18 protein-coding genes are annotated in these 17,790 nt (G+C 71.7%); 10 read left to right on the plus strand and 8 right to left on the minus strand.

Features of this window, described 5'->3' with window-relative positions; translation table 11 throughout:
• Positions 1-8 precede the first annotated feature (8 nt).
• Both ABZ809_RS04645 and ABZ809_RS04650 read left to right on the plus strand, forming a co-directional pair.
• Complete coding sequence (locus tag ABZ809_RS04645; protein ID WP_357561017.1) at positions 9-764, plus strand: ABC transporter permease; 756 nt, start codon at positions 9-11, stop codon at positions 762-764.
• A 121-nt stretch (positions 765-885) separates the two neighbouring features.
• Entirely contained in the window at positions 886-2,238 is a 1,353-nt protein-coding gene (locus ABZ809_RS04650) for an MFS transporter (protein WP_357561018.1), read from the plus strand.
• 99 nt (positions 2,239-2,337) lie between these two features.
• On the opposite strand, the gene ABZ809_RS04655 is transcribed toward ABZ809_RS04650, so the two are convergent.
• The 5 genes from ABZ809_RS04655 to ABZ809_RS04675 form a co-directional block, all read right to left on the minus strand.
• Positions 2,338-2,991 (minus strand): O-methyltransferase, encoded by a 654-nt coding sequence (locus ABZ809_RS04655; RefSeq protein WP_357561019.1) that lies wholly within the window; start codon positions 2,989-2,991, stop codon positions 2,338-2,340.
• Positions 2,992-3,000: 9 nt separating this feature from the next.
• Positions 3,001-3,657, minus strand: coding sequence for a nucleoside triphosphate pyrophosphatase (locus tag ABZ809_RS04660; RefSeq protein ID WP_357561020.1), 657 nt, complete (start codon positions 3,655-3,657; stop codon positions 3,001-3,003).
• A 79-nt stretch (positions 3,658-3,736) separates the two neighbouring features.
• Positions 3,737-4,789 carry a S8 family serine peptidase gene (locus ABZ809_RS04665; protein WP_357561446.1) on the minus strand — a complete coding sequence of 351 codons (1,053 nt, stop codon included), beginning with the start codon at positions 4,787-4,789 and terminating at the stop codon, positions 3,737-3,739.
• Between the two features lie 1,501 nt (positions 4,790-6,290).
• A complete protein-coding gene (locus ABZ809_RS04670; protein ID WP_357561021.1) occupies positions 6,291-6,758 on the minus strand; it encodes a hypothetical protein in 468 nt (155 codons plus the stop codon).
• A gap of 144 nt (positions 6,759-6,902) precedes the next feature.
• On the minus strand, positions 6,903-7,112 hold the full coding sequence (locus tag ABZ809_RS04675; RefSeq protein ID WP_357561022.1) for an acyl-CoA carboxylase subunit epsilon: 210 nt from the start codon (positions 7,110-7,112) through the stop codon (positions 6,903-6,905).
• A gap of 92 nt (positions 7,113-7,204) precedes the next feature.
• On the opposite strand from ABZ809_RS04675, the gene ABZ809_RS04680 reads away from it, so the two are divergent.
• Positions 7,205-9,109 carry a protein kinase gene (locus ABZ809_RS04680; protein ID WP_357561023.1) on the plus strand — a complete coding sequence of 635 codons (1,905 nt, stop codon included), beginning with the start codon at positions 7,205-7,207 and terminating at the stop codon, positions 9,107-9,109.
• A 124-nt stretch (positions 9,110-9,233) separates the two neighbouring features.
• Positions 9,234-9,431 (plus strand): hypothetical protein, encoded by a 198-nt coding sequence (locus tag ABZ809_RS04685; protein WP_357561024.1) that lies wholly within the window; start codon positions 9,234-9,236, stop codon positions 9,429-9,431.
• Between the two features lie 66 nt (positions 9,432-9,497).
• Here the strand turns inward: ABZ809_RS04685 and ABZ809_RS04690 are convergent, their stop codons facing one another.
• Positions 9,498-10,043: a Uma2 family endonuclease gene (locus ABZ809_RS04690; RefSeq protein WP_357561025.1), complete on the minus strand. Its 546-nt coding sequence runs from the start codon at positions 10,041-10,043 to the stop codon at positions 9,498-9,500.
• A gap of 101 nt (positions 10,044-10,144) precedes the next feature.
• On the opposite strand from ABZ809_RS04690, the gene ABZ809_RS04695 reads away from it, so the two are divergent.
• From ABZ809_RS04695 to ABZ809_RS04710, 4 genes are all read left to right on the plus strand, one after another.
• Positions 10,145-10,888, plus strand: a complete 744-nt coding sequence (locus ABZ809_RS04695) for a M50 family metallopeptidase (protein ID WP_357561026.1) — start codon at positions 10,145-10,147, stop codon at positions 10,886-10,888.
• A gap of 44 nt (positions 10,889-10,932) precedes the next feature.
• Complete coding sequence (locus ABZ809_RS04700; RefSeq protein ID WP_357561027.1) at positions 10,933-11,916, plus strand: 2-dehydropantoate 2-reductase N-terminal domain-containing protein; 984 nt, start codon at positions 10,933-10,935, stop codon at positions 11,914-11,916.
• 61 nt (positions 11,917-11,977) lie between these two features.
• The gene (locus ABZ809_RS04705) at positions 11,978-12,478 is read left to right on the plus strand and encodes a SigE family RNA polymerase sigma factor (protein ID WP_357561028.1); all 501 of its coding nucleotides are present in this window, start codon (positions 11,978-11,980) and stop codon (positions 12,476-12,478) included.
• Complete coding sequence (locus ABZ809_RS04710; protein WP_357561029.1) at positions 12,471-13,319, plus strand: hypothetical protein; 849 nt, start codon at positions 12,471-12,473, stop codon at positions 13,317-13,319. The genes ABZ809_RS04705 and ABZ809_RS04710 overlap by 8 nt, the downstream gene beginning before the upstream one ends.
• Before the next feature lie 257 nt (positions 13,320-13,576).
• Here the strand turns inward: ABZ809_RS04710 and ABZ809_RS04715 are convergent, their stop codons facing one another.
• Positions 13,577-15,160 (minus strand): acyl-CoA carboxylase subunit beta, encoded by a 1,584-nt coding sequence (locus tag ABZ809_RS04715; protein ID WP_357561030.1) that lies wholly within the window; start codon positions 15,158-15,160, stop codon positions 13,577-13,579.
• A gap of 104 nt (positions 15,161-15,264) precedes the next feature.
• On the opposite strand from ABZ809_RS04715, the gene ABZ809_RS04720 reads away from it, so the two are divergent.
• Both ABZ809_RS04720 and ABZ809_RS04725 read left to right on the plus strand, forming a co-directional pair.
• The gene (locus ABZ809_RS04720; protein WP_357561031.1) at positions 15,265-16,140 is read left to right on the plus strand and encodes a biotin--[acetyl-CoA-carboxylase] ligase; all 876 of its coding nucleotides are present in this window, start codon (positions 15,265-15,267) and stop codon (positions 16,138-16,140) included.
• Between the two features lie 233 nt (positions 16,141-16,373).
• Positions 16,374-16,946: a PH domain-containing protein gene (locus ABZ809_RS04725; protein ID WP_357561032.1), complete on the plus strand. Its 573-nt coding sequence runs from the start codon at positions 16,374-16,376 to the stop codon at positions 16,944-16,946.
• 36 nt (positions 16,947-16,982) lie between these two features.
• On the opposite strand, the gene ABZ809_RS04730 is transcribed toward ABZ809_RS04725, so the two are convergent.
• Positions 16,983-17,732, minus strand: coding sequence for a GtrA family protein (locus ABZ809_RS04730; protein ID WP_357561448.1), 750 nt, complete (start codon positions 17,730-17,732; stop codon positions 16,983-16,985).
• Positions 17,733-17,790: the final 58 nt, after the last annotated feature.

Below are 17,790 nucleotides of genomic sequence, written 5' to 3' on the forward strand. Positions count from 1 at the left end.
GAGCTCCCATGAAACTCGCCCGTGACACCTGGCTGATCTTCCAGCGCCAGCTCCACCTGCTGCTGCGCAACCCCGTCTGGGTCTTCGTCGGCGTCTTCCAGCCGGTGATGTACCTGCTGCTCTTCGCCCCGCTGCTCAAGCCGGCGCTGAACGCGCCCACCCAGGCGGAGGCCTACAAGATCTTCGTGCCGGGCCTGCTGGTGCTGCTGGCCATCTTCGGCGGCCTGTTCCAGGGCTTCGGCCTGATCGCCGAGCTGCGCGCCGGCGTCATCGAACGCTCCCGGGTCACCCCGGTCAGCCGGCTCGCCCTGCTGCTCGGCCGCTCGCTGCGCGACGTGGTGTCGCTCATCGTGCAGGCCGTCATCATCACCCTGCTCGCCCTCCTGTTCGACCTGCGCGTCTCGCTCGTCGACCTGCTGCTGGCGTACCTGATGCTCGCCCTGATCGCACTGATGACCTCGGCCGTCTCCTACGGCATCGCGCTCAAGGTCAAGAGCGAGGACGCGCTGGCGCCGCTGATGAACACCGTGGCCCAGCCGGTGCTGCTGCTCTCCGGCATCCTGCTGCCGCTGACCTTCGCACCCGGCTGGCTCCAGGGCATCGCCGAGTGGAACCCGTTCTCCTGGGCGGTCGACGGCACCCGCGCCCTCTTCGCCGGCAACCTCGGCGACGACAAGGTGTGGCAGGGGCTCGGCATCATCGCGGTCCTCGCGGCGGCCGGCGTCGTCTGGGCGGCCCGCCAGTTCGCCCGCAGCGTCCGCTGAGGTGAAAGGAAGGGCACCTTATTAACGCCTGCGGTAGAGGAAGGGCCCCTTCCTAACGCCGGGGGAGAGTTGGCTCTCACCACGGGTGGGGCGCCGGCCGGACGCTTGTACCGTGAGGCCGGTGCCCCGCCTGACCCGTGACCGGCTCACCTGGCTGACCTACGCCCAGCTGGGCCTGTGGGGCTTCTTCCTCTACGGCTTCGGGCCGGTCGTACCGCTGCTCCGCGACGAACAGGGCACCTCCGCGGCCGTCGCCAGCCTGCACGGCACCGGCATCGCCGTCGGCGCGCTGGTCGGCGGGGCGCTCTTCGCCCCACTGGCCCGCCGGCTCGGCCGCGGCCGGACGATCTGGACCGGGCTGGCCGGCGTGGCGGCCGGCGCCGTCGCCCTCGGCTTCGCCCGTGCCCTGCCCGTCACGATCACCGCCGTCGCGGTGATCGCCACCTTCGGCATGCTGGTGATCAGCGGCGTGGTCGTGGTGCTCACCGACAGGCACGGCAGCGGTGCGGCGGCGGCGCTGACCGAGGCCAACGCCGCCTGCGCCGGCGCCGGCATCCTCGCCCCGCTGGTCATCGGCGCCAGCGTCGACGCGGGGTGGGGCTGGCGGCCGGCGATGGCCGTCCAGGTCGGGCTGATCGCGCTGGTCGCCCTCGCCGCCCTCGTTTTTCGCGTACGCCCGCCGCAGGCCGCCCCCGCTGCCGCGGCTCCCGGTGCCTCATCGGCCGGTGCTTCGGTCGACGCCGCCTCACCGGCTGGCGCCTCGGTCGACGCCGCCGCCGTCAACGCCGCCGCTGTCGACGACGCTTCGGTCGACGCCGCCGCTTCGGTCGACGACGCCGCGTCGGCCGGCGGGGAGCACCGGTCGGGCCCACGCCTGCCCCTGGCGTACTGGATCGCCTGGGCGCTGATGGCGGTCACCGGCTCGATCGAGGTCTGCCTGTCGCTCTGGACGGCGGACGTGCTCCGCTCGCACGCCGGGATGGCGGCCGGCACCGCCTCGGCCGCCGTTGCCGCGATCGTCTGCGGCATGTTCGTCGGCCGGCTCGTCGGGGGGCGGTTCGCCCTGCGGTACCGGCCCGTGCCGCTGCTGCTGGCCGCGCTGGGCCTGTCGATGGTCGGGTTCACGATCTTCTGGGCCGCCCCGGTCGGCTGGCTCGCCGTCACGGGTCTGGTCGTACTCGGCCTCGGCAACGCGCTGCACTACCCGCTGGCGATCTCGATCGCGCTCGCCGTCGCCGGGCCGGCCGCCGACCGGGCGGCCGGCTGGGCGTCGTACTCGATGGGGGTCGGCTTCGGGATCGCGCCGGTCGCGCTCGGCTGGGTGGCCGACGGCGTCGGACCACACCTGGCCTTCCTGCTGCTACCCGGCTTCGTCGCGGTGGCCGCGCTGCTCGCCGCCCGCCTGGGCCGGGTCCTGCGCCCGGCCGGCACCCCCGATCCCGCCGACACCCGCCACCTGACCACCGCGACCTGACCACGGCCGGGAACGAGGCCCGCCAGATCTTGGCACGCAACGGCCCCCGGGAGGGCCACCCCGTGCCAAGATCTCGCAGGGCAGGTCCTGACGGTGGTGTCAGTGCACCCGGGCCAGCGTCAGGCCGTCGGCGATCGGAAGCATCACCGCGTCGACCCGGACGTCGGCGAGCACCTCGTCGTTGAACGCGGCGATGGCCCGGTCGTCGACGTTCTGCGGTGCGATCACCCGCCCGCCGCGCAGCACGTTGTCGACCGCGATCACCCCGCCGGGGCGCATCCGCGGCACCAGTTCCGACCAGTAGACCGGGTAGCCGCTCTTGTCGGCGTCGATGAACGCGAAGTCCAGGTAGCGCTCGTTCGGCAGTTCGCGCAGCGTGTCGCCGGCCGGGCCGATACGCAGCTCGATCCGGTCGGCCACACCGGCGCGGGCCCAGTAACGCCGGGCGATGCCGGTGAACTCCTCGGAGATGTCGAAGCAGGTCAGCCGCCCGCCCTCGGGCATCCCCCGGGCGATAGCCAGCGACGACAGGCCGGTGAACGTGCCGATTTCGACAGCTTGCCGTACGCCGAGCAGCCGGGTGAGGAACGTCAGGAGCGCGGCCTGCTCCGGCGCGACCTGCATCTGCGCGTTCTTCGGCAGGGCCGCGCGGGTCTCCTCGATCAGATCCCGCATGATCTCGTCCGGCGGCGTGCCGTGTGCGACCAGGTACGCGTGCAGCTCCGGCGTGAGCGGGATCGACTTCGTCGTCATGAACGGACGCTAACCGAGTCGCTCGACCGTCTGGTTGCCGGGCGCCACCTTCGTCCACAAATCGGTGATCCGCAGGTCAAGCTCGGCAAGGAGGCGACGCAGCAGCGGCAGGGAGAGCCCGATGACCGTACTCGGGTCGCCCTCGATCCGTTCCACGAACGGCCCGCCCAGCCCGTCGATCGTGAAGGCCCCGGCCACGGCCAGCGGCTCGCCCGTCGACACGTACGTGGCGACCTCGTCGTCGCTGACGTCGGCAAAATGTACGACGGTGGAGGCGACCGCCTCGGCGCGGCGCCCCGCCGCGACGTCGATCAGGCAGTGCCCGCTGTGCAGCACACCGCTCCGGCCACGCATCCGTTCCCAGCGCCGGACGGCGTCCGCCGCGTCGGCCGGCTTGCCGAGGATCTCGCCGTCGAAGGCCAGCACCGAGTCACACCCGATCACCAGCGTCCGCTGGTCGTCGGCCGGCCGCAGCCGGGTGAGCACCGCCTGCGCCTTCAACCGGGCCAGTTCCAGGCACAGCTCCTCGGCCCGGTCGGTGGACACAAGGGACTCGTCGACGCCACTGACCAGCACGTCCGTTTCGATCCCGGCGGCCTGGAGAATCTTGCGACGGGCAGGGCTCGCCGAGGCGAGTACGAGGCGGAGCGGCAAGGATTTCGGCACGTCGCCGACGTTACCGGCTATCCCCGGCGAAGGCCTGACCGAGCCACGACCCCGGGTGATCGAGCGGCGCTGACCTGCCTCAGCGACTGATCCGAGGGGGCGGATCGCCGCTGTGCCTACGACGACGGGAGACAAGTGCCCACGTCCCGCCAGCCGCCACGATGACGCCGAGGGTGACCAGGCCGCGCGCTGTCGCCGCGCCGTCCCCGCCGTCGGCCGGATCCGCTGCGGCCGTGATCGAGGCGGTGGAGGCCGGAGCACCTGCTGTCGCCGAACCGAAACCCAGCGGCGGTACGTCCGCTGTCAGCGCCGCCACCAGGTCGATGACTCCGTAGCCGTACTCGTCGTCCCGTCCTGGCGGACCCTTGTCAATCGCGGTAGCCGTCAACCGATGCGCCACCTCAGACGCAGCTAGGTCGGGGTACTTGGACCTGATCAGCGCAACGGCTCCAGCGACGATTGCAGTGGAATTTGACGTTCCGGTACTTTTGCGATACTTGCCATATGTGCTTGTACTGTAGATGTCGACAGCTGGGGCAACCACGTCAATCTCGGGTCCCGTGACCGAAACTGCCGCTCGCATGCCTAGGTGATCGACCCCACCGACTGCAATTACGCCCTCTTCTGACGCGGGATAGCCGACACGGGTATCGACTGGCCTATTCCCTGCCGCTGCTACAACAATGACGTTGGACGCAAGTGCGGTCTGTACGGCCCGGATGAGGCGGGGGCTGGTGCTGCCAATGCTGGAGATGCTAATTATGTCCGCGCCTTGAGCTATTGCATACTCAATGCTTTGCGCCAGTGTCTCGGGATGTCCGCTGCCTCCTGCTGGGATGTCGTAGATTGGGAGAATTTTGGCCTGCGGGGCGATGCCAAGGGCTCCAGTTCCATCGTCTTGGCCGTGAGCAGCAATCAGCCCAGCCATGCTGGTGCCGTGGCTATCCTTATCCCGCTGTCCGTTTCCACTGCCGCCCGGGATGATGTCGATCCCCGGGAAGATGTTTTTGAGTATGTCGGGGTGTGGGGATACGCCAGTGTCGGGGACAGCGACAGTGACGCCGTCGCCCTGGGTGAATTTATGTGCTGTGTGAATGTTGAGGTAGTGCAGGTGCCACTGATCGCTGCGGATTTGGTCGCCTCCGCTGGGCTGTGAATCTTTGGAATGGGAAGCTGTGGCGGTGGCAGGCTGGACGAGAGGAAGGGTTGCGGCAAGGGTAGCTAGCAGTGCAAATATGTGACGAATGGTTCTGGGGCTCACCTGTTAATGCCGATGGCTGGTCCCGGGTCGATCGGTCCTTCATCGTCTGGTGGTCGGACGACCGGCGCTACGCCCTGGGCTGTATCCCATGGGTGATCGGGGTCCCAGCTGCGCGGTCCGTCAGTGGTCCGCTCACGGTATCCTGGCTGGCTAGAAAGTCCGTTCGTGCCGCCGAATCCCATCGGGCTGCTGGAGGGAGCGCCTCCGATAGGAGGCATGCCGTGGGCCAATCCAAAGCCGCGACCACTTCCAGGGCGGGAGCCAGCGCCACCCGTTGGTGCGGTACCTGCGCCCCCGCCGCCGATAACCCCCCCAATGGGATTTACGCGCCTTGGTTGGCTGTTGTTTGCGCCAGGCTGGCCGAGCCCCATCCCAGGGGTTCCTCCGATTAGCCCACCGGGTGGCATGGGCCGGCTAGAAGAGGGAGGGGACGAGCTCGTGTGGCTGCCTACGGCTCCGGGAACTGGCTTGCCAACCGGCCCGGTAGCGCTAGGCCGGTTCGCTCCTGTGGGTAACGGCAGGACTCCTCCTCCGGCTGGCGATGGGGCTGGCACCACGGAAGGGTTAGTGGTTGGCAGTCCTGGAGGAGGTTGTGTCGGTGTCAGTCCGGTGCCGGCTCCACCCAACACGGGACCAGCATTTGGCGCGGTAGGGGCCTGGACCGGCCGAATAGGACTTGATGGTCGGCTGACCGGCGGTTCAGTATTAACTGCCGTGATGGGAATCGGAACGATTGGCGGGATCGAAGGAGCGGTAGTCGAGCCTCCGTAAATGTCCTTGTCCCCAGGAGCCCTAGTTGGCCTGGCAGAAGGCGGTTGCCGGAGCATTGCTTGGGCTTGTTGGAGTTCGCCGCTGAGGCCGTACATGATGCCGCGTGCCTGGACGTTGAGCCGTTCGAGGTCGGCGTCCGTCACCGGACGATCGGGGACCCGGCTGCCCATGGCCGCCTTCGGGTCGGCCAGCGTCGCCTCGTACGTCCGCTTCTCCTGGACCTTGACGGCGTACGCGTCGTAGATCTTCTTGAGTTCGGTGCGGGTGGCGCCGATGGCCTGGGTGGCGGCGGAGAGCGCGGTGTAGTTGGCGCTGGCGGCGTCGTGCGTGCGCTGCACCTTGTCGATCAGCTCGTCCAGCTCGCGGATGTATGCCCGGGCGGCCCCGTTGGTCTCCGGCGGCCAGGCCTCCGCCAGCCCACGGCGGTATTCCTGGAGCCGCCCCAGATGGATGCGGGCGAGGTCGCAGACCTTGCGCCAGCCGGCGACCTGCTTCCAGTGGTTGGTGGTGTCGTGGTCCTGGACGCAGGCCCACATGCTGGCCACGTCCATGAGTCGCCAGTCGGTGAGGCCGGAGGTGCGGCCGGCGCTGCCCCGCTCGATCATGGCAACACCACCGGCCCTCGTCGGGGCGCGGGGTCCGGCCCGGTGGGATCGTGCAGTGCCGGCGAGGGGCCGCGCGGGACTGCTGTCGCCGGGTGGGCGAGCGCGCGCTCGACGTCGGTGACCCGCGCGGAGGCGAAGGCGTCGGCTCCGGTGTAGCGCTCCGCGACGGCACCGGCGGCGCCGGCCAGGTGGCCGGTGGCGTCGCGGACTCCCCAGACCATGTCGGTGGCGGCCTGCTGGGTCTCGTGGTGGGCGCGCAGGAAGTCGACCAGCTCGATGAAGGCGTCGGCCGGGTTGGGCAGGGCGACGGTCATGTCCTCGGCGATGTACGACAGGTGCGGGGCGTAGTTGCGTTCCACCTCGGCCTGGAGCTTGTCGGCGAACTCGCGCAGCTGGCGGATGTCGGCCTCGATGCCGCCGTAGCCGCGGAGCCAGGACGCTGGGCGGTCCTCCTCGGGGATCATCGGCCCTCCCTATCCGTCACTGCACCGTTTCCCTGAGTGAGGTTAATCCGTCCCCGGTGCTGTCGGCAGCCCCGACTCGGCCCCCGCCGGACACCCGGCCGTCGCGTAGCGGCACCGAGCTGCGGCGATCCGTACGGGAAAAGGTCAGCGGGGCAGAGTGGAGGCCCGCCAGGCGCCGGGACCGGCGACCGCCGTCGACGCCGGCCGGCCGCTGCGCGCCCACGCGGACGTCGCGACCGGCGGCGGCCCGGCGATCGGCCGGGACCGGGTGACGATCGCGCCCACCAGCGCGGCCAGTTCCTCGGCGGTGGGCACCCCGCGGACGACCCGGAACAGCGGCTCTTCGGCAGACATGAGGCCAGCGTACGCGCCAGCGGGGTCGACCTGAACCGTACAGTGGCGTGCCGGCGGTGTGAGCGTCGTGCCGTCCGGGTACCGTCTGGGCGATGTCGAACGCACTGCCCCAACTCGTCGCTGACCGATACCGGCTCCTCTCGCCGCTCGGTCAGGGTGGCATGGGTCGGGTGTGGAAGGCGCGCGACGAGGTGCTGCACCGGGACGTGGCGATCAAGGAACTCGTCCCGCCGCCGAGCCTCACCGACGACGAGCGACGCGAGATGCGGGAGCGGTCGTTGCGCGAGGCCCGGGCCATCGCCCGGCTCAACCACATCAACGTGGTTCGCATCTTCGACGTGCTGCGCACCGACGGCGACCCCTGGATCGTCATGGAGTACGTGCCGTCGAAGTCGTTGCAGGACACCCTCGCCGAGGACGGCCCGGTGACGCCGGCGCGCGCCGTGGAGATCGGCCTGGGCGTGCTGGCCGCGTTGAAGTCGGCGCACAAGGCCGGCGTCATGCACCGCGACGTGAAGCCCGGCAACGTGCTGCTCGGCGACGACGGCCGGGTGGTGCTGACCGACTTTGGTCTCGCGACGATCCCGGGCGACCCGAACGTCACCCGCACGGGCATGGTGCTGGGTTCGCCCGCGTACATCTCGCCGGAGCGGGCGCGCGAGGGCACCGCCGGGCCGGAGGCCGACCTCTGGTCGTTGGGCGCCACGCTCTACGCCGCCGTCGAGGGCAAGTCGCCGTACGCGCGGCCGTCGGCGATCGCCACCCTGGCGGCGCTCGCCACCGAACCGATGCCGCCGCCGAAGAACGCGGGGCCGCTCAAGCCGGTGCTCAACGGCCTGCTGCGCAAGGACCCGGACGAGCGGATCACCGCCGAGGTGGCGGAGAAGTTGCTGCGTCGTGCCGGCGGCAAGCGGACGCGCACCATCCCGCTGCTCGACGGCGTACGCCGGCCGGGGCCGAACGGGCCACGTGAGCCGCGCCCGTCGGTGGTGCCCGCGCCGCGACCGGCCGAGGTTCTGCCCGACAAGCCGGTCAGCCCACCGGCTCCCCGCGCGCCGCAGACAACCGCCGCGGCTGCCGCGGCTGCCGCCGCCTCCTCCGCCGAGGACGCGACCGCGGTGGTCACGCCGGACGCCGCGCCCACCGCCCGGGTCGAGTCGGCGACCTCGGAGACGGCGCCGACGTCGAAGCTCGACGCGCCGGCACCGAACGAGACGAAGGTCGCGCCCGGCCGGCCGGTGAACCCCACCTCGGTGATGCCCGCGCCGGTGAGCCCGCCGTCCGGCCGGGCGGCGGTGGTGCCGTCCGACGGTACGAAGCCGAACAACACCCGGCGCAACCTGCTGGTCGGGGTGCTGGTGGCGGTGCTGCTGGTCGGCCTGGTGCTGATCGTGCCGCTGCTGACCGGCGGCGACGACGAGGGTGGCGACACCCCGCAGGGCGGCCCGACCAACGACGCGACCTCGCAGCCGCAGTCCACCGCGCCGGCCCCGCCCACGAGCGCCGCGCCGAGCCCGACCCCGTCGGCCAGCCCTTCGGTCGATCCGAACGCGCTGCCGGCGGGCTGGAAGCTGCACAAGGATCCCGCCGGCTTCGCGCTGCCGATCCCGGCGAACTGGGCGCGCAGCACCGTGGGGGGAGACACCGTCGTCTTCGACGAGCCCAACGGGGTGGGCGAACTGCTGGTCCAGTGGACCCCCCGGCCGGGGAAGGACGCGTTGGCCAACTGGAAGGCGATCGAGTCGGATCGCAAGGAGCGCGTCAACAACTACCAGTACCTCAGCATCGAGCGGTGCGACTACTGGAAGACCTGCGCGGACTGGGAGTGGCGGGAGACCCGCGACGGCACCCGGATCCAGGTCCGCAACCGGGGCTTCGTGACGGCCAAGAACCGCGGCTACGCCCTCCGCTGGGAGGTCGCCGCGAAGGACTGGCAGGCCAAACTGGCCGACTTCGACCGGATCGCCAAGGGCTTCGTACCTGACCGCAAGGACTGATCCGCGGGATTCGCCTCCGGTGCGAGATCGATCCGCATGACCTTCCGTCGTACGGGGTATCTGACCTTCACGACGGAAGGGAGGGTACGACATGGGTTACCGACGGAGGAACCCCCGACCCCGAGTGGCACTGTGGATGCTCGTGGCCCTCGGCGACATCGTCCTGCTGCTCGTCAGCGCTGGCCTTCCGGTGCTGTACGCGCTGGTCACCGTCGTCACCGTCACCCTCGCCGGGGTGGGGGCCGTGCGGTTCGCCCGGCGCGGCGCGATTGCCCGCGAGGACGCCGTGCCCGTTTCCGTGGCGGCCCGGCGGCGGGCCTGACACCGGCGCCGGTGGCGTGGCGGCAGCCGGACCGGTTGTCGACCGTACGGTGACGACCGGGGGCGCTCAGCGCAGCGAGGACGGGTCGACGCGCCAACGGATCGGCGTGGTCAGGCCGAGTTCCTCGCCCGGCTTGGCGACCTGGTCCTCGACGTAGTGCGCGCCGTCGAGCCGGTACAGCCGCAGCGAGTGGCCGGCACCGTCCTGCTCGACCAGTAGGTACCACGGGATCCGGGCGATCGCGTAGAGCTGCATCTTGACCAACCGGTCGGCGGCCGCGTTGCCCGGCGAGACGATCTCGCAGACGAGGGCGACCTCGGCCGCCTCGACCACGGTGCCCTCGTCGTCGGTGTCGGCCACCACCACGTCGGGAATGACGATGCGGTCGACGCCGAGCCGGACGTTCACCGCCTCGAAGACCGCGAGGGCTCCTGCGGCGTCGTCCAGGCTGTTGGCCAGCAGCCGCGACGCCCGCTGGTGCCGCTTGCTCGGGGCGGGGCTCACGAGCAGGCTCTGGTCGAGCAACTCGATCCGGTGCGGAGTCGCGCCCATGGCGAGGTAGTCGGCTTCCGTCCATGGGCCGATGTGGGGTTCCAGGGGTGCCGCGCTCACCGGCGTCCACCTCCCGCTCCGATCGCCACCAGGTCAGCTTCACACGATACGGACCGACGAGGGCGCAGCGACACAGGTCGGGACCGGTAGGCTCGCGCCCCATGGTGTCGATCGACGGGCTCGGCGGTCTCTGGGACAAGCTGTTCGCGGCGCAGCCGGACCCGCCACCCCTGCTGGTGTTGCTGACCGCCGCCGTCGCGCTGGTGGTGGTCTCCACGCGGCTGCCCTGGCGGGTCGCGCGCAACGCCATCACCATCGCCCACGAGGGCGGGCACGCGCTGGCCGCCCTGCTCACCGGGCGCCGGCTGCACGGCATCCGGCTGCATTCGGACACCTCGGGGCTCACCCTCTCGGCCGGCCGGCCCACCGGCCCGGGAATGATTCTCACCCTGCTCGCCGGCTACGTCGCCCCGCCGCTGGTGGGGCTGGCCGGCGCGTGGCTGCTCGGCGGCAACCGGATCACCCTGCTGCTCTGGGTCGCCGTGGCGCTGCTGCTGGCCATGCTGATCATGATCCGCAACGTCTTCGGCGTGCTGTCGCTGCTGGTCACCGGTGGGGTGGTGCTCGCCGTCTCCTGGTACGCCGAGCCGCAGGTGCAGGCGGCGTTCGCATACGCGGGAGTGTGGTTCCTGCTGCTCGGCGGCGTGCGGCCGGTGGTGGAGCTGCAACGGCTGCGCGCCCGGGGGCGGATGCCCGCCTCCGACGCCGACCAGCTCGCCGGCATCACGCCGCTGCCCGCGTTCTTCTGGGTCACCGTGTTCGCCCTGGTCAACCTGGTCGCCCTCGGTGCCGGCGCGCTCCTGCTGGCCGGCCCGATCCTGACCGAGGCCGGCCTGACGCCCTGAGTCGGGCCGGTCGGACGAGCGCCCGGGCCGGGCAGAATGGGCACGTGCGATATGTGATCATCGGAGCGGGCGCGGTCGGCGGCACCATCGGCGTACGGCTGGGGGAGGCCGGCCACGACGTGACCCTGGTGGCCCGCGGCGCGCACCTGGCGGCGATCCGGCAGCGGGGCCTGACCCTGCGGCAGCCCGACGGCGAGGCGACCTGGCGCGGCCCGGCCACCGACGGCCCGGGCGACCGCCCGCTGCCCGCGGACACCGTCCTGGTGCTCGCGGTCAAGTCGCAGCACACCTCGGCCGCGCTGGCGGCGTGGGCGGACGCGCCGGTGGCCGGCGGCGGTACGGCGGCCGAACGGCTGCCGCTGTTCGCCGCGCAGAACGGGGTGGCCAACGAGCGGGCCGCCCTGCGGCTCTTCGCCGACGTGCACGCCGTCTGCGTCTGGTTGCCCGCCGCCCACCTGGAGCCGGGCGTGGTGGTGGCCAACGGCCATCCGCACCCCGGCATGCTGCACCTCGGCCGCTACCCGTCCGGGTCGGACGGCACCGACGCCGCTGTCGCCGCGGACCTGACCGCCGCCGGCTTCGTCGCCCCGGTGCGCGACGACGTGCCGCGCTGGAAGTACGGCAAGCTGCTGGCCAACCTCGGCAACGGCCTCCAGGCGCTGCTGGGCCGGGACGTCCCGGACGCCCTGCGGCACCGGGTCCGGGACGAAGGGCTCGCCGTGCTCGCCGCGGCCGGCATCGCGCACACCACACCCGAGGAGGAGCAGGCCGAACGGGGCGACCTCGTCGGGCGCCGGCCGGTCGACGGCGAGGAACGGTCCGGCAGTTCCACCTGGCAGAGCCTGGCCCGGGGGGCCGGCTCGGCCGAGGCCGACCACCTCAACGGCGAGATCGTGCTGCTCGGCCGGCTGCACGGCGTACCGACCCCGGCGAACGCCGCCGTCCAGCTCGCGGTGCGCCGCGCGCTTCGCGAGCGGATCCCGGCCGGCGGGTTCGACCCGACCGAACTGGCGAGAATGGTCGGCTGACCGGGCAACCGGCGGCACCCTCACGCGCGTGTCCCCTGCGACCGTCACGGGGAGGTAGCAGGTGCCGGACGTCGACGGGTTCGACGAGTTCTACCGGGGCAGCCGGCAACGGCTGCTCGGCTTCGTCTACGCGCTCACCGGCAACCTCGCCGAGGCGCAGGACGCCGTGCAGGAGGCGTACATCCGGGCCTGGCAGCGCTGGTCGACGGTGAGCGCGTACGAGGAGCCGGAGGCGTGGGTGCGGGTGGTGGCCAGCCGGATCGCGGTCAGCCGGTGGCGCAGCCTGCGCAGCCGGGCCCGCGCCTACCTGCGGCACGGCGCGAGCGAGAGCGTGCCCGGCCCGGACACCGCCACCGTCGAGGTGGTCGCCGCGCTGCGCCGGCTCCCCGAGGAACAGCGCACCGCGATCGCCCTCTACTACCTGGTCGGCATGCCGGTCGCCGAGGTGGCCCGGCAGACGGCCGCCCCGGTGGGCACGGTCAAGGCCCGACTCTCCCGGGGGCGCGCCGCGCTCGCCGGGCTGCTCGCCGTCTCTGACCTGGAGGAGGCCACCGATGCGTGACGAGATGACGTTCGTCGAGCAGGTGCACCGGGAGTTGCGCGACGTCCGCTGGCCGCAGCCGGCGGAGATCCGCGCCCGGGCCCGCCGGCGCAGCAGGCGTACGGCGCTGGCGGCGGCCGTCGCGGTGCTCGTCGTCGCCTCCGCCTCCGCCGTGGCGCTCGGGGACCGGCCGGGGCGGGAAAATCCGCCTGTGGCGGCCTTCTCGGCGGATCCGATCCCGCCAGTGGCCCGGGCCGAGATCCCGCGCGAGGCGCTGCTGCAGCAGACCGACCTGACGGCGGGGACGAGCCTCCAGCTCGGCGAGACCGGCCTGGGCGGCACCGTCGACGTGGGCGTGGGGCTGGGCAGGTGTGCCCCACAGCGGGAGGGCCTGGAGGCGTGGGTGAGCCGGTCCCAGACGGTGCTGCGAGCGGCGCCCGGCGACCGCGGGATCGGTGACGTCCTGGTCGTGCAGGATCTGCACCGGATGCGCGACGGCGCGGCCGTGCGATTCTTCGACGAGTTGCGTCGGCAGCTCGCGGCCTGCCGGGAGTGGCGGGAGTCGCGGTCGATCGAGTGGGGCGACGAGTTCGTCACCGTCGAAGGCGTGCACCGTTGGGACGTGCCACGGCGCGACTTCGCCGGCGACGAGTCGCTCCTGCTACGTCACTCGGTCTCGCCGACCCAGGACACGGTCGGTGGTCGCACCCTCGCCCAGCCGACGCCCGACGCCACCGCGGTGGTGCGGGTCGGTGACCTGGTGACCGTGCTCATGCTGGAACCGACCGTCGAGGCGGAAATGGTCCGCCTCGCCGGGGTGGCCGCCCGACGCATGTGCGCCGCCGCCAACCCAGCCTGCTGACCCACGCCTGACCCGCCGATCGCCCCGCGCCGGCAGCCCCGCCGGTACCGCCCGAAGGTCCACGCGAGACCCCGCCCATGATCGCGCGAGACTCCGCCCATGATCACGCTGCTTCCTGGAAGTAGTGGCCTCCTTGAATCGGGAGGGGACTACTTCCTGGAAACAGCGCGATCTTGCGCGGGCGCGACGCGGCGACAGGCAGGGCGGGACAGGGCGGAGCGGGACAGGGCGGGGCGGGGCGGTGGGCGGGGGTGGCGTCAGAGCGGGATGTTGCCGTGCTTCTTCGGCGGAAGGGTCTCGCGTTTGGTGCGCAGCACCCGCAACGCCCGGACGATCTGGGTACGCGTCTCGTGCGGCGGGATGACACTGTCCACGTAGCCGCGTTCCGCCGCGATGTACGGGTTGGCGAGGGTGTCCTCGTACTCGGCGATCTTCTCGGCCCGTACGGCGGCCGGGTCCTTGGCGGCGGCCAGCTCCGAGCGGTAGAGGATGTTCACCGCGCCCTGCGCGCCCATCACCGCGATCTGCGCGGTCGGCCAGGCGAAGTTCAGGTCCGCGCCGAGGTGCTTGGAGCCCATCACGTCGTACGCCCCGCCGTACGCCTTGCGCGTGATCACGGTGACCTTCGGAACGGTGGCCTCGGCGTACGCGTAGATGAGCTTCGCGCCCCGGCGGATGATGCCGTCCCACTCCTGGCCGGTGCCGGGGAGGAACCCGGGGACGTCCACGAAGGTCAGCACCGGGATGTTGAACGCGTCGCAGGTGCGCACGAACCGGGCGGCCTTCTCCGAGGCGGCGATGTCCAGGGTGCCGGCGAAGTGCATCGGCTGGTTGGCGACCACGCCGACCGGCCGCCCCTCGACCCGGCCGTAGCCGACGACGATGTTCTGCGCGTACAGCGGCTGGACCTCCAGGAACTCGCCGTCGTCGAGGACGTGTTCGAGCACCCGGTGCATGTCGTACGGCTGGTTCGCCGAGTCGGGGATCAGCGTGTCCAGCTCCCGGTCCTCATCGGTCACGTCGAGGTCGGCGGGGGCCTCGAAGACCACGGGCTCGTCCAGGTTGTTCGACGGCAGGTACGACAGCAGCGCCTTGACGTAGTCGATCGCGTCCTGCTCGTCCGTGGCGAGGTAGTGCGCGTTGCCGCTGCGCGAGTTGTGCGTGTGGGCGCCGCCCAGCTCCTCCATCCCCACGTCCTCGCCGGTGACCGTCTTGATGACGTCCGGGCCGGTGATGAACATGTGCGAGGTCTGGTCGACCATCACGGTGAAGTCCGTGACCGCCGGGGAGTAGACGGCGCCGCCGGCGCACGGGCCCATGATCAGCGAGATCTGCGGGATGACGCCGCTGGCCCGTACGTTGCGGAAGAAGATCTCGCCGTAGAGACCGAGCGAGGTCACGCCCTCCTGGATGCGCGCGCCCCCCGAGTCGTTGATGCCGACGACCGGGCAGCCGATCTTCATGGCCAGGTCCATGACCTTGACGATCTTCTCGCCGAAGACCTCGCCCAGCGAGCCGCCGAAGACCGTGAAGTCCTGGGCGAAGACGCAGACCTGCCGGCCGTCGATGGTGCCGTAGCCGGTGATCACGCCGTCGCCGTACGGGCGGGACCTGTCCAGGCCGAAGTTGGTGGACCGGTGCCGGGCCAGCTCGTCCAGCTCGACGAAGGAGCCCTCGTCGAGCAACAGCTCGATCCGCTCCCGGGCGGTCTTCTTGCCCCTCGCGTGCTGCTTCTCGACCGCGCGCGCGGACCCGGCGTGCACCGCCTCGTCGACCCGCCGTTCCAGGTCGGCCAGCCTGCCTGCGGTGCTGTGGGGGTTGATCCCGGGTTCGGTAGTCACCCTGGGAATATAACGATGGTTCAGGCCGCCGCCGCTGTGCAGTTCGCCTCAGCTGGGCCGCGACACCTCCAGGTGGCCGCCGGGGCGGGCCGTAGGCTGACGGGATGCCGGGCTCGCCGTACACCGATCTGGACCGCCCGCCGTTGTCCGAGGCGCGGCTGCGGCGGGCGTTGGTCGCCCCGCACGGGCCGTGGGCCCGGCTGGAGCTGCGCGCGGAGACCGGCTCGACCAACGCGGACGTCGCCGAGGCGGCCCGGGCCGGCGAGCCGGAGGGCCTGGTGGTGGTCGCGGAGCAGCAGACGGCCGGGCGCGGTCGGCGCGGCCGGGCCTGGCAGTCGCCGGCCCGGGCCGGCATCGCGACCAGCGTGCTGCTCCGACCCGGGGAGGCCGTGCCCGACCGCGGCTGGGCGTCGGTGCCCCAGACCAGGTACGGCTGGCTGCCGCTGCTCGCCGGTGTGGCCCTGGTCGACGCGGTGACCCGGCTGGCCGAGCTGGACGCGGGCCTGAAGTGGCCGAACGACCTGCTCGTCGATGACGCGAAGTGTGCCGGCATCCTCGCCGAGGCGGTGCCGGGGTCCGCGCCGGCCGAGCCCTCGGCGGTCGTGCTCGGCATCGGGCTCAACGTGACCCTCCGCGCCGACGAGCTGCCGGAGAACCCGACGGGGCTGCCGGCGACCTCCCTGCGACTGGCCGGCGCGGCGGCCACCGACCGGGATCCCCTGCTGCGGGCACTGCTGCGCGGGATCGCCGACTGGTACGGCCGGTGGCGCGCGGCCGGCGGGGACGCGGTCGCCAGCGGCCTGCGGGACGCCTACCTGGCGGCGTGCGCGACGGTCGGCCGGCAGGTACGTGTGCTCCTGCCCGGCGGCGAGGAGTTGACCGGCACCGCGACGGGCGTCGACGCCGACGGCCGCCTCCTGCTCACCACCCCCACGGGCCCCCGCTCCCTCCCCGCCGGCGACATCCTCCACCTCCGCTAACCCCACCCCCCCCGCCCCCAGGCCCCCCGTCCCCTCTTCCGGCGGCGATCTTGCACTTGCTGCCCGGGCGAAAGGGGTGAAAGCCCTGAAGTGAGGGCCGGAACTGCAAGATCGCGGGGCGGTGGGCGTGGGCGTGCGGGCGAGGGGGCGGCGAGGGGGATCGGTGTGGGGTGGTGTTGCGGTGGGAGGTGAGCGGTTACGGTCAGCGCGTCCGTTTCTGCAAGGAGGTTCCTGTGGCGTTTCCCGAAGACGTGCTCACCGAGGACGAGCACGTCGTGTTGCACCTGCACCCGCACTGGAAGGCGCTGATCCGCCCGGTCGCGGTGCTCGTGCTCGCCGTCGCGGCGGTGGTGGCCGGTGTGCTGCTGCTGCCGTCCGGTGGAGGCGGTTCGATCGCGCTCGCCGTCATCGGCGGCCTGGCCCTGCTGGCGGTGGTGTGGCTGGCGCTCTGGCCGTTCCTGGTCTGGCGGACCACCCACTACCTGTTCACCAACGAGCGGGTGCTGCTCCAGCAGGGCGTGCTCTCCCGCGACCGGCGTGACATTCCGCTGACCCGCATCAACGACCACGCGATGAACCAGCAGTTCGTCGAGCGTCTGCTGGGCTGCGGGACCCTGACCATCGAGTCCGCCGGCGAACGCGGCCAGTCGGTCCTGCACGACGTGCCGAAGGTCGGCCAGGTCCAGACCAAGCTCTACGAGCTGGTGGAGGCCCACCACGACAAGCACTCCCTCGGTGACACCGAGATGCGTGACATCCTGGCGGACCTGCACGAGGGCAAGCCCCTGCGCGACCCCACCGCCTGACAACCCGCCCACCCCGGTCAGGGGCGGAGCGGGAGATCAGCGACGTCGGGAGCGGCGGGAACTGGCCTGGAGTTCGGCGGCCAGTTCCGCTTCGAGTTCCCGGTCGAGGGAGGCGCCGCTGCCGAGGCCCGCGCCGTCGAGCGAGGCGGGGCGTCCCTGGACGGGGGGCGTGGGGCCGGTCGCCAGCGCCGGCCCGGTGGCGGGACCGCGGCCCCGCCGCTCGGTGCCCGGCGGTGGCTCGGACTCCTCCAACTCGGAGATCGACTCGGCCAGCTCGGCCACCGGGTCCATCTCGGCCATGGTGTCCCACTCGTCGCGCGGGATGCTGTGCCACGTCTCGGCCGCGTGTGCCGGCGCCGGTTGGAAGACGAACGTCCGGTAGGACCAGAACCGGAAGAGCGTCGCGAGCAGCACGCCGCCGGTCTTGGCCACGTTGAGGGCCAGCAGGCTGTTCACGCCCAGCCCGTACTTGGCGGCGGCCAGGACACCCAGCTCGATGAGCAGTCCGGCTCCGTTGAATAGGAAAAACAGGGCGTATTCGCGTCGTATCGCTGCTTTCGGGCGATCGCGGTACGTCCAGTGACGATTCATCAGATAAGACGTGATCGTCGCCACAATTGTCGCGATGACCGTCGCCTTCAGTTGGCCGTCGACGAAAACGGTCAGTGCGAGAGCGTTGAACACGGCGTAATTGATTACCGTGTTGATGCCGCCGACGATCCCGAATTTGAGCGCCTCGTGGATGAACTTCTGCCAGCGCTCAGGCAGCAGACGGACAAGACGCATGCGGGACACCTTAGGGCAGTGGGCGGGGCCGGGAGGCTCCGGCCGGACGAGGTGGGCG

Origin of the sequence: Micromonospora sp. NPDC047074 (assembly GCF_040643815.1) — a bacterium.
Classification (GTDB): domain Bacteria; phylum Actinomycetota; class Actinomycetes; order Mycobacteriales; family Micromonosporaceae; genus Micromonospora.

Bases quoted from the DNA above. Each gene is read 5' to 3' on its own strand.
- ABZ809_RS04720 (WP_357561031.1), top strand. From the start codon at position 15,265: ATGCCGGGCTCGCCGTACACCGATCTGGACCGCCCGCCGTTGTCCGAG.
- ABZ809_RS04730 (WP_357561448.1), bottom strand. From the start codon at position 17,732: ATGCGTCTTGTCCGTCTGCTGCCTGAGCGCTGGCAGAAGTTCATCCAC.
- ABZ809_RS04680 (WP_357561023.1), top strand. From the start codon at position 7,205: ATGTCGAACGCACTGCCCCAACTCGTCGCTGACCGATACCGGCTCCTC.
- ABZ809_RS04655 (WP_357561019.1), bottom strand. From the start codon at position 2,991: ATGACGACGAAGTCGATCCCGCTCACGCCGGAGCTGCACGCGTACCTG.
- ABZ809_RS04675 (WP_357561022.1), bottom strand. From the start codon at position 7,112: ATGTCTGCCGAAGAGCCGCTGTTCCGGGTCGTCCGCGGGGTGCCCACC.
- ABZ809_RS04645 (WP_357561017.1), top strand. From the start codon at position 9: ATGAAACTCGCCCGTGACACCTGGCTGATCTTCCAGCGCCAGCTCCAC.
- ABZ809_RS04695 (WP_357561026.1), top strand. From the start codon at position 10,145: ATGGTGTCGATCGACGGGCTCGGCGGTCTCTGGGACAAGCTGTTCGCG.
- ABZ809_RS04710 (WP_357561029.1), top strand. From the start codon at position 12,471: ATGCGTGACGAGATGACGTTCGTCGAGCAGGTGCACCGGGAGTTGCGC.
- ABZ809_RS04670 (WP_357561021.1), bottom strand. From the start codon at position 6,758: ATGATCCCCGAGGAGGACCGCCCAGCGTCCTGGCTCCGCGGCTACGGC.